This is a genomic window from Variovorax sp. P4_B11 (assembly GCF_056402355.1).
Window position 1 is genome coordinate 1 of record NZ_JBFUHO010000125.1, and the last position, 7,369, is coordinate 7,369.

The 7,369-nt window shown below is 64.4% G+C and carries 8 protein-coding genes; 3 read left to right on the top strand and 5 right to left on the bottom strand.

The features are described 5' to 3' along the window. The 4 genes from AC1DYD_RS40800 to AC1DYD_RS40815 all read right to left on the bottom strand — a co-directional run. The coding region (locus tag AC1DYD_RS40800; RefSeq protein WP_478178399.1) for a transposase at positions 1-194 on the bottom strand (194 nt) is incomplete at its 3' end. A gap of 62 nt (positions 195-256) precedes the next feature. Continuing rightward, a complete protein-coding gene (locus AC1DYD_RS40805; RefSeq protein ID WP_478178400.1) occupies positions 257-2,440 on the bottom strand; it encodes a xanthine dehydrogenase family protein molybdopterin-binding subunit in 2,184 nt (727 codons plus the stop codon). Between the two features lies 1 nt (position 2,441). Then, positions 2,442-2,915 carry a (2Fe-2S)-binding protein gene (locus AC1DYD_RS40810; RefSeq protein WP_478178401.1) on the bottom strand — a complete coding sequence of 158 codons (474 nt, stop codon included), beginning with the start codon at positions 2,913-2,915 and terminating at the stop codon, positions 2,442-2,444. Positions 2,916-3,073: 158 nt separating this feature from the next. Continuing rightward, positions 3,074-3,751: a hypothetical protein gene (locus AC1DYD_RS40815; RefSeq protein ID WP_478178402.1), complete on the bottom strand. Its 678-nt coding sequence runs from the start codon at positions 3,749-3,751 to the stop codon at positions 3,074-3,076. 543 nt (positions 3,752-4,294) lie between these two features. Here AC1DYD_RS40815 and AC1DYD_RS40820 point away from each other — a divergent pair. Continuing rightward, positions 4,295-4,504 carry a type II toxin-antitoxin system VapB family antitoxin gene (locus AC1DYD_RS40820; protein ID WP_478178403.1) on the top strand — a complete coding sequence of 70 codons (210 nt, stop codon included), beginning with the start codon at positions 4,295-4,297 and terminating at the stop codon, positions 4,502-4,504. After that, the gene (locus AC1DYD_RS40825) at positions 4,491-4,862 is read left to right on the top strand and encodes a type II toxin-antitoxin system VapC family toxin (protein WP_478178404.1); all 372 of its coding nucleotides are present in this window, start codon (positions 4,491-4,493) and stop codon (positions 4,860-4,862) included. Before AC1DYD_RS40820 ends, AC1DYD_RS40825 begins: the two co-directional genes overlap by 14 nt. 320 nt (positions 4,863-5,182) lie before the next feature. On the opposite strand, the gene pobA is transcribed toward AC1DYD_RS40825, so the two are convergent. Beyond that, positions 5,183-6,355, bottom strand: coding sequence for a 4-hydroxybenzoate 3-monooxygenase (gene pobA, locus AC1DYD_RS40830; protein ID WP_478178405.1), 1,173 nt, complete (start codon positions 6,353-6,355; stop codon positions 5,183-5,185). A gap of 172 nt (positions 6,356-6,527) precedes the next feature. Between pobA and AC1DYD_RS40835 the strand changes: the two genes are divergently transcribed. Continuing rightward, the coding region (locus AC1DYD_RS40835; protein ID WP_478178406.1) for a helix-turn-helix domain-containing protein at positions 6,528-7,369 on the top strand (842 nt) is incomplete at its 3' end.

The window sequence follows — 7,369 nt, forward strand, 5'->3', positions numbered from 1 at the left end:
GCCTGATGCCGGGCCTGATGCCGGGCGCTGGCGTGCAGCGGGTCCACCCGAGCGGCCATCGGCTCCACGCTCTTGCGCGACAGCGGCAGCATCAGTCCGGTGCAGTAGCCCTTGAGCCCCGCGTGACGATCTGAGTGACCCAGCCCTTCCGCCAGATGGTGCATGTACTGGTCGAACCGTTGACTCATACCCATGGCTCTTCACCCATCAGTTGAGGAAGTGCACATAATGCCTTGTTTTTATTGACACAGTAAGACTAGGCAGACTTGAGTTGATCCGGATCCACCGGCAGCCTGCGCACGCGCCTGCCGGTCGCGGCAAAGATCGCGTTGGTCACGGCCGGCGCCAAGCACGACGTGCCGGGCTCGCCCATCCCGCCCGGCGGCTCGGCGCTTGGAATGATGTGAATCTCGATCGCCGGTGCTTCGTTGATGCGCAGCACGCGCACGTCGTGAAAATTCGACTGCTCGATGCGGCCATTCTTCAATGTGGCCTGGCCGTAGAGCGCGCCGGAGATGCCGAAGATCACCGCGCTCTGGATCTGCGCGTGAACGGTGTCCGGATTGACGATCACCCCCGCATCCGCGGCGCAGACGACGCGCCGCACCGCAACGCTCCCGTCCCGAGCCACCTCCACCTCGGCCACCTGTGCCATGTACGTGCCGAAGGCGAACTGCACGGAAAGGCCGCGGCCCTGGCGCTCTCCCATTGCGCGGCCCCATTGCGCCTTCTCGGCTGCCAACTGCAGCACGGCGCGGGCCCGCGGGTTTTCTTCGAGGAGCGCGAGCCGGTAGCTCAGCGGGTCGGCCTTCGCCGCAGCGGCAAGTTCGTCGATGAAGCTCTCGACGACAAAGATGTTGTGGGTCGGCCCGACGCCGCGCCAGAACGCGGTGGGAATCGGCGGCTCGTGGTTCACGTACTCGATCAGCACGTTCGGCAACGCATAGGGCGGCGTCACCGCACCGTCGACCGTCTCGGGATCGAATCCGCTGTTGTAGGCGGCGGGCAGCCAGCGCTTGAGGATCGAAGAACCGGTGATGCGATGCGTCCAGGCCACCGGCTGGCCGTTCGGGCCGAGGCCGGCGCTGACGCGGTCATAGAAGTAAGGACGGTACATGTCGTGCTGGACGTCTTCTTCGCGTGTCCAGATCACTTTCACCGGGCCGTCGACCTTCCGGGCGATCTGCACCGCGCGGGTCACGCTGTCGATCTCCAGGCGTCGGCCGAAGCCGCCGCCCAGAAGATGGTTGTGCACCGTCACCTTGTCGAGCGGAAGGCCAGTGACAGCCGCCGCCGTGGCCTGGGCACGCGTCAGCACCTGACTGCCGACCCACACCTCGCAGATGTCCTTGCGCACATGCACCGTGCAATTCAAGGGCTCCATGGCGGCATGGATCAGGAACGGCACCTCGTAGACCGCCTCGAGCCGTGTCGCCGCACCGGCCATCGCCTGGGCGTTGTCGCCTTCGCTGCGGGCGACCGCGCCCGGCCGTTGCGACGCTGCCTTCATCGATTCGACGATGTCCGCGGTGCTCAGCTTGGCGTTGGGACCGTCGTCCCACTCGATCACCAGCGCCGCGAGGCCCTTCTTGGCCGCGCCCATGTGGTCGGCGACGACCGCGACACAGTCGTCCAGCCGCACGATCTGGCGCACGCCGCGGATCGCCTTGGCCTTGCTGTCGTCGACGCTGCGCAGTCGCCCGCCGACCACCGGCGACTGCGCCAGCGTCGCCACCTTCATGCCGGGTACTTTCGCGTCGATGCCGAACACCGCCGTGCCGTTCACCTTGGCCGGGGTGTCGAGGCGCTTGGCGGGCGTGCCGATCAGCTTGAAGTCCGCCAGAGGCTTCAAGACGACCTTGTCAGGCACCGGCAACCGAGCAGCATCCGCGACCAGTGCGCCATACCTGAGCCGCCGCGCGCTCGCCGCATGGACGACCTCGCCGCGTTCGGCCCTGCACGCCGCCGGGTCCACCTTCCAGCGCTGCGCGGCGGCCTGGACCAGCATCACCCGCGCGGTGGCCCCAGCCCGGCGCATGGGTTCGAATGCACCGCGGATGGCCGTCGATCCGCCGGTGCTCTGAATGCCGAACAAGGGGTTCGCATACAGCTTGTCGTTCGGCGGCGCATGCTCGAATCGCACCGTCTGCAGATCGACCTCCAGTTCCTCCGCAATCAGCATCGGGATCGCGGTGTAGGTGCCCTGTCCCATCTCGATGTAGCCCATGATCACGGTCACCTGGCCGTCCGGCGCGATGCGGATGAAGGCGTTGGGTGCAAACGAAGGGCCACGGGTTCCCTCTGCGGCCTCGGCCAGATCCGGTGCGCCGGCGATGACTACGCCCATCAGCAGTCCGCCGCCCACCGTGCTGGCGACGGACAGAAAATCGCGCCGCGACAAGTCTGCGCGCGCCTCGTTCATCCATCGATCGAAGATCATGTCAACCGCCCTTCGCGTTCGCGGACAGGGCGAGTGCCGCCTGTTTGATGCCTGTACGAATGCGCAGATAGGTGCCGCAGCGGCAGATGTTGCCGCTCATCGCGGCATCGATGTCGGCATCGGTCGGCGTCGTATTCTTCGTCAGCAGCGCGGCGGCCGACATCAGCTGGCCCGATTGGCAGTAACCGCATTGCGCCACCTCCAGTTGCAGCCACGCCTTCTGCAGCGCGCGGCCGACCGGCGTGCCGGCCAGTGACTCGATGGTGTCGACGTTCGAGCCGGCCACCGATTGCAGCGGAGTGACGCACGAACGAGCGGGGACGCCGTCGACGTGCACCGTGCAGGCGCCGCACAGCCCCATTCCGCAGCCGAATTTCGTGCCCGTCATGCCCAGCACGTCGCGCAGCACCCAAAGCACCGCGATGTCCCCGTCTACCATCGACTCGACCGGTCTGTTTGTTCCATTGACCTTCACGTGGCGGCCTCCTTGACAAAGTGCGCGAGCCGGATCTCAGCGATCCACGACGCTATCGCGTGACCCGCGACACATGAAACCGGCGCAACCGGAATGGATTGACTCATTCCCGCGCTCCAGACATGCGCCTTGATCGTCGACGAACCGGGCCCTCGATCCTACTTCCGAGCGAGCGGGATCTGCAGGTTCGTCGGCCTGTTCTCTTCCTTGTCGAACCCACGGCCGTCCACGTTGCGCGCGCCCCAGAACAGCATGTCATGGTTGAGGTAGACGAGGTCGAACTCCATGAAGTTTTTCCCTTCGCTCAATCCGAACGGCGGGAATGCCTTGCCGAACACGCTTTGCGTGTCGTTGACTTGCCACTTTCCGTAGCCCTTGCCGGCAACCTGATTCAGCAGGTCGGCAAACCCTTGAATCAGTGGCGTCACCTCGTATCCCTCGTCCGCAACGAAGTCCACCTTTTGCGCACCTGCGGCGATCGGGTGAGGTCCGCGCCACAGCATGTGACCCCGAATGACGAGACGGGCAAGGGGCACCGCACCGTTCGGGTCTGCCGAATTGACGACCTTCAGTTCGAATCGATCTCCGGCCAGGTACTTGAATTCGCGCGTCAGATAGAACGGCTTGAGCGTGCCGTCGGCGCTCTTGCTGGCGCTGGGGCGGATTTCCGGGGCGATGCTCGCCCAGTCTCCGACGAGAGCCTCCTTGATCTGTTCCACATTCATGACGATCTGTCCTTCGGGATTGCCGGGGGGCGAGTGGGTCGTGGAAGCACAGCCTGCGAGCGTCAGCGCCAAGGCGAGCGGCAGAAAGGGCGAAAAACCTCGTGTCCACATCGGGATTGAATCCTCACCTGCGAGTGCACCGGCAAGCGAGCAGAAGATGTGCCCGGCCTGACCCGCATGCAGTGCGGTGCACGAACTATGAAGCGAGGGCGCCCTCCACCGTTAGCCCAAATCGGCAAACCGACGCGCGCTCCCCGTCAAGGCCCTGACCCTCCTGTCCCGCTCCGTGCTGCGAGCCCCGGGCCGCGCGATGCAGCAATTGCGGCATGGCCTTCTCTCGTTGTTCGATGAGACATTGACAGCTCATCCATGCGAATCGGAAACGGTCAAGGATCCGCCGGTGTCCAGCGTCGTGTTCGATCCGCTTTGCGCGCTTTTCAACAATGCCGCCGATGCGCCGGCTACCGAGCGCCGGGCAGCGTCGAGCGGAAGATGCAGATTCTGGGATAGGCATCGCGCCCCCGCAGGAGCCGCTCGCGTCAGCCGAGGTGCCCTACCCAACCGGTGCCGCAACGCTTGCAATGGAAGTGCGGTATTCAGCACCAAATATGGCATCATTTGATGCTATATTTGACTCCCTCAAAGGAGAATGCGATGCGCACCACCGTGACCCTGGACGACGAGTTGCTCGCCCAAGCTCGAACATTCACGGGTATCCAGGAGAACTCGGCGCTGATCCAGCAAGCGCTCAAGACGCTGGTCCAGAGGGAAGCCGCGCGACGGCTGGCGCGCTTGGGAGGCAGCGCGCCGAACCTTCAGGCAGCGCCACGACGGCGGGGGGAGCTCGCCGATGATCCTCGTTGACACGTCGGTGTGGATCGATCACCTCGCCAGAGGCGATTCAGAACTGCAATCGCTGCTTGAAGAGGGTGAAGTCCTCATGCATCCGTACATCGTTGCGGAGATCTCGCTGGGCAGCCTGAATCAGCGAGATGAGACGGTCGGCGCATTGCAGGCCTTGCCCGAGATACCTCTGGTGCGCCATGTCGAGGTGATGGCGTTTCTCAACAACGAACGGTTGTTCGGCGTCGGGATCGGCTATGTCGATCTTCACCTGCTTGCCGCCACCCGTCTCGCCGTCGGTACGAGCCTTTGGACACGCGATCGACGCCTTCTCCAGGCGGCGCTCAAGTTGAATCTGGCCGCGTTCACCGCACCTTGAAGCCTGCGCGGGCATTTTGGCCGCTGTCGCATCGTCACCCCGGTCGCTTTCTGCGCCGAGGCACTTTGACTGCTCCTGCCCGTCGACTTCCTCACGCCTGCACAGCGCGAACGAATGGATCGCCGGCAGCCGAATGCTCGACGCGCAGTGATCGCACCTTTCCGACAAACGAACACGCCTACCCGGTCATTTCTAAACTGGAGTCGGGCGGCTTCCTTGTTGCTGACGACGCAAGTCACAGCATGTCGCCCTAGACGCCTTGTCGTGCAACCTGCGATGTTGGGGACCGGCCGCCTACCCCGGCAAGGCGACCAAAATGTCTAGAACGGCAGTCCCACATAGTTCTCGGCCAGCGAGCCCAGTGCCTTGCGGGACGAGAACAGATAGGCGAGGTCCGTGTCCTGCAGGCGCCGGTCAAAGGCGCTGCTGTCAGGAAAGCGATGAAGCAGGGTGGTCATCCACCACGAGAAACGCTGCCCCTTCCAGACCCGGGCCAGCGCCTTCTGCGAATAGGTGTCGAGGCCGCGGTCATCGCGCTTCTTGTAATGATCGACCATTGCGTGATAGAGGTAGTAGATGTCGGATGCGGCGCTGTTGAGGCCGCGTGCGCCGGTCGGTGGCACGATGTGCGCGGCATCGCCGGCGAGGAACAAGTTACCGTAGCGCATCGGCTCGGCCACAAAGGAGCGCAGCGGCGCGATGCTCTTCTCGATGGAGGGACCGGTCGTGAGTTCGGCGGCCACCGACTGCGGCAAACGCTTCCTGAGTTCGTTCCAGAACTGCTCGTCCGACCAATCATCGACGCTGTCTGTCAAGGGTACCTGGATGTAGTAGCGGCTCAGCGTCTGCGAACGCAGCGAGCACAGCGCGAAGCCGCGATCGTGCTTGGCATAGATGAGTTCGGGCGACACCGGCTTCGTCCGCGAGAGCACGCCCAGCCACCCGAAGGGGTAGACGCGCTCGAACTCGGTGATCTTGTCCTTCGGAATGGATTTGCGGCTCACGCCGTGGAAGCCATCGCAGCCGATGATGTAGTCGCAATCGATGCGCTCGACCTGGTCGCCCATGCGATAGCTCAGGTAGGGGTGTTCGCTTTCGAGGTCGTGCGGCTTCACGTCCTGCGCGTTGTGTATCACGATACCGCCGAGCTTGTCGCGGCCTTCATAGAGATCGCGCGTGAGTTCGGTCTGGCCGTAGACGACGACCGAATTGCCCCCGGTCAGGCCGCTCAAGTCGACCCGTTCCTTGATGCCGTCGTGCGCGATGTAGAAGCCATGATGGATCTCGCCTTCGCGGTCCATGCGCTCGCCGACCTGCGCCTCGCGCATCAGCGCGGCGAATCCGTGCTCCAGCACGCCGGCGCGAATGCGGCCCAGTACATATTCGCGGCTGTGCTGTTCGAGCACCACGTTGTCGATGCCCTGCAGATGAAGAAGTTGCGAGAGAAGCAGCCCCGAGGGACCGCCGCCGATGATGCCGACCTGAGTTTTCATGGGAGTCTCCTATTGATCGAAGCGGAAGCACTTCGCGTTCGAATTGTGCGCGGGCAGGGCCTGCCGCACCTTGGACGGAAGCCCTCCAACAATTGCACTTTTGCCGTACATTGCGTGCATGCCCGATTCGTCGTCTCCACGCCGCCCCACCCCTCGCCGAAAGACTGCGCGATTGCCGGCCTTCTCGCTCTACGGAGAGCAAAGCCGCCCGGGTACGCCGCTTCTTCATATCGAATCCATTGATTCGCGCAGCCGGCTCTACGATTGGGAAATCGATGCGCATGTCCACCAGGGGCTGCATCAGGTGGTGTGGCTGCGCTCCGGCCGCGTCGATGCGATGTTGGACGAATCAAGCAGCAGCAGCACGGGTCCGGCAGCGCTGGCGATTCCTCCCGCCGTCGCGCATGCGTTCCGTTTCTCGCGCGATTGCGACGGCTTCGTCCTGACCCTCGACGCGACGCTGCTCGCCGAGGGCGATGCGGCCGGCATCGACGCCGCGCTCCACCTGCTTTTCGGGTCGCCCCGCGTCATGACGCTGGAAGCCTCGTCGCCCGAGGCGATGCGCTTGCAAACCTTGTTCGAAGCGCTGCATGCCGAAAGCAACACAGCCGACGGCCTCGATGGCCCGGTGCCCTTGTGGCTTGCGCGCGCCGTCGTCTGGCGGCTGGCGCAGGTGGCACGCCGCGATGCGCAAACGGCCGCACGGCGAGACACCGCGGGCCGGCAGGCGCACTACACGCGTTGGGTGGTGCTGCTGGAGTCGCACTACCGCGAGCACTGGCCCGTCTCGCGCTATGCCGAACAATTGGGACTCTCCACCGAAAGGCTCAACCGGATGGTACGCAATGAGACGGGGCAGAACGCCCAGTCCCTGATCCACACCCGGCTTGCGCGCGAAGCCTGCCGCAGGCTCGTACACGTAGCGGCGCCCGTGTCCAGGTTGGCCTTCGACCTCGGCTTTCAGGATCCCGCCTACTTCTGCCGCTTTTTCAAGCGGCACACGGGCCTCGGGCC